We start from the raw sequence: 3,213 nt of genomic DNA, 5'->3' as shown, positions 1-3,213 counted from the left end.
TATCTTCTGCACGATCAGCGCGGCATCTTGGGCGTGCGCCATGTCCTCCAGGACGATGGCGAACTCGTCGCCCCCGAGCCGCGCCAGCGTATCGCCCGCGCGCATGCAGCTGCTCAGGCGCTGTGCCACGGCCTTGAGCAACTGGTCGCCCATGCTGTGGCCGAAGCTGTCGTTGACGAGCTTGAAACGGTCGAGATCGAGGAACAGCACCGCCGCCCCGCGCCGGTGGCGGGCGGCGCGCGTCAGGGCCTGGCCCAGGCGGTCGAACAGCAGGGCGCGGTTGGGCAAGCCGGTGAGCGCATCGTGGCTCGCCAGGTGCTCTAGGTCCGCTGCCATGTCCTTGCGCGCGGTGATGTCCATCATCACGCCGTGCAGCCGCGCCTCCCGAGAATCTGCCGCTCGGCGCGCGAGGTTGTGGAACCAGACCATGCGCCCGTCCGCCGCCTGCATCCGGAACTCGACTTCCCAAGCCGCGCCCTCGCCGGAGCCGCCATCGTGCTCGAGAATCCTGCGGCAAAAGCCGCTCACCGCATCCCGATCGTTCGGGTGGGCACGGTCTTTCCAGAAATCGGGCTCGGCGAGCCAGCGCTCGACCGGGAAGCCCAGAATGGTTTCCGCGCGGCGGCTGACGAAAGTGAAACGCAGCTCCTCGCCGTTCGCCTCGCCTTCCCAGACGATGGCATCCAGCCCTTGGACCAGGTCCTGGAAACGATGCTCGGATTCCAGCGCGGCGGCGCGCAGTGCCTCCTCTTCGGTCATGTCCTCCACGATCACGAGCAGCCGGGCTTCTTCTTCTTCTTCTTCTTCTTCTGCAAGATGGATTCCAGTCAGCGTTACGCGCATCGGCTTGCGCGCATCGCTTCTCGCCGCTCCCATGCTGAAAAGCACGTCATGCTGGGCAATCCCGGTGGCGAGAACTTCGAGGGCCCGCTTCCTGAGTCCCTCGGCCGCGATCACCTCCATCAGGTGGCGGCCGTGCACGGCCTCTGCCGTGAGCCCGAACTGCTTGAGGAATGCCCGGTTGGCGGACAAAATCGCAAACTCTGGCGAGAGCACCAGCAGCCCGTCGGGGATGCTGGCGAACACCATCTCGGCGTACTCTCTGAGCGCCAGGATGGTTTGCCGGTCGGCCTGGATATAGGTGTCGATGGCAAGCCCCATGTCCAGCAGCACGACCTTGATGAGCGCCCGATAGGCGTTGATGAAGGCCTCCGGGTCTTGCCCGAGCCGCTGCCAGAGTTCGAGCAGCAGCTCGCCGAGGTACTTGCCATAGGCGCCGAGATACCACTTGGGTTCGAGCCCGATGCGCTGGTGCACCACGCCCACGCGCAGGCGGTTGGCGATGTACTCGGGGCCATAGTCGCCCGCGGTGAGGCTGTCGAAGTAGACTGCCTGGGCGAGCTTCAGGCGCTCGACCGACACGGCGTCCGGAATGAAGCGGCGGGTTTCCTCAAAAGCCAGGAGATGGTCGTAAAAGGCGTTGGCGAAATCCGGCGCCAGGGTTTGCAGGGTCGCGTGCAGCGCGCGCAGCCGCGCAACATCCTCGGCGGTAAATTCCAGAAAGGCCTTGCGCCGCGCGATCTCGGCCTCGTCAAAGGCCAGCGTCCGCACCACGGCCTCGACGGCTTCATCTAGCGCTTTCATGCCTCCCGCCCTCGCCGCCACCCACGAAGGAGAGATGAAGCCGCCGGCTTGCTTGCTTGCTTGCTTGCTTGCGCAAGATTTCTTCCATACGACATTACCGAGCCTTTAGGTGTTCTTGTTCATTCTTCGCGTCGGACTTCGGGCGCCCCTTCGAAGGTTACTCTCTTTCTCACGGGCTCATGCGATTGCACAGCGGCGGCGTGCCGAACGTCTCGAAAAACACCCGGTAGAGCTCCCGCTCCACCCAGCGCCATCCGTCGCTGATCAGGCGAAACCGCACTCGTGCGGTGCCGTCGGCGATGTGGCGATACAGCAGCGCGTTATCACTACTGCCGCGCAGGTGATCGCCCAAGCGCTTGCGTAAATCCCCGGCCGAGCCGATGTACACCACGCGGTGCGGCCCCGCCGGCACGCTTTTCTGCGACCAGTCTTCCTTTTCTCCACCGAGGCCGGAAGCAAAAGCCGCCCGGATCTCGTACACGCCTGGATGGGCTGGAACCACGATGCGCAGCGCTTGAGGGGTCAGCGGCATCAGTGCGGAAAACCCCTCAGTAGCCGCCAGATAATTCACACGGTGGCTTCGGCTCCGGCAATCGGGAATTGCCAAATCGTGCCGGATGTTGGCCACCGTGCGCCGCAATAAACGAATCCCGTTCTCGCGCTCGAGAATTTCAGCAATAGCTTGGTCCGTCAACGGTTCCCGCAATACCCCTTCAGCAATCCAAGTTTTTTCCTTTCTTATCACATAATCAACGAAATGACAATGAACCTGCCGCGGCTTCGGGAAGAGTCCAGCCAACGGAACCGCTTTGCCGTTCGCCAGCGCGATCGACAACCCACGCACCAACCGGGAGATACGGCCTGGGTCGGCCACTACGGGAAGACCCGGCTCCGTTCTCAGTCGAGCAGAAATCTCCGCCTGGGTCAGGGGAAGGAGCGATAAAGCCTGTCCGGAACGCAGATACTCCGACTGCGAGGCAAGCACCGCCTGCAGCAGCGCATGGGTGAGCCGGTTCCTGCTATTGATGAGGCGCAACCTGCGCAGGGTCGCCGCCAGTTCCTTTGGCGAGTCTTGGCGGGACATCAGGCGGTTCACCCCCTCCTCATCGAACCGATACTCCCGCGCGTAGCTGTCGCGGCGGTATAAAAACATCAGGCTCCCGCCCGCCTTACGAACTTCTCCCAGGACCGGAGACGCCGGAGTAAGGGAAGAGGCGGCCGCATCATGCGCCACCTGCGCGCCTTCCAATTGCCCCGCAGTCACCCAGGGGCGCAGGGCAGAAAATTCGGGGGAGGACTCCACCTGGGTCGCGACACGATCGAAGGCCCGCAGCGGCAGCTCCAGAAAGCGGGCGAACACGATTTTACCGAGCAGTACGGCGTCAATCCTATTGTTATGGTGCTGCAATCGCTATTACGCCCACGCCAACAAGATCACTCTGGTGATGGACAACCTCAATACGCATAGCCCCGGCGCACTGTATCTAGCCTTCGCGCCGGCGCGTGCCAAAGCGCTATGGGACCGATTTGAGTTTGTCTACACGCCCAAGCATGGCAGCTGGCTCAACG

2 protein-coding genes and 1 pseudogene are annotated in these 3,213 nt (G+C 63.1%); 1 reads left to right on the top strand and 2 read right to left on the bottom strand.

Annotated features, from left to right (window positions below; translation table 11 throughout):
- Both ACESMD_RS11370 and ACESMD_RS11365 read right to left on the bottom strand, forming a co-directional pair.
- Positions 1-1,644: protoglobin domain-containing protein (locus tag ACESMD_RS11370; protein WP_372613221.1), on the bottom strand; the 1,644-nt coding region annotated here is incomplete at its 3' end.
- Between the two features lie 169 nt (positions 1,645-1,813).
- Positions 1,814-3,004, bottom strand: a complete 1,191-nt coding sequence (locus tag ACESMD_RS11365; protein ID WP_372613219.1) for a hypothetical protein — start codon at positions 3,002-3,004, stop codon at positions 1,814-1,816.
- 55 nt (positions 3,005-3,059) lie between these two features.
- Here ACESMD_RS11365 and ACESMD_RS11360 point away from each other — a divergent pair.
- Positions 3,060-3,213 (top strand): annotated as a pseudogene (locus ACESMD_RS11360) (transposase); the annotation flags it as partial.

The organism is Halomonas sp., assembly GCF_041689495.1.
Lineage (GTDB): Bacteria > Pseudomonadota > Gammaproteobacteria > Pseudomonadales > Halomonadaceae > Halomonas.
This window is presented reverse-complemented; position numbering and strand designations above follow the sequence as displayed.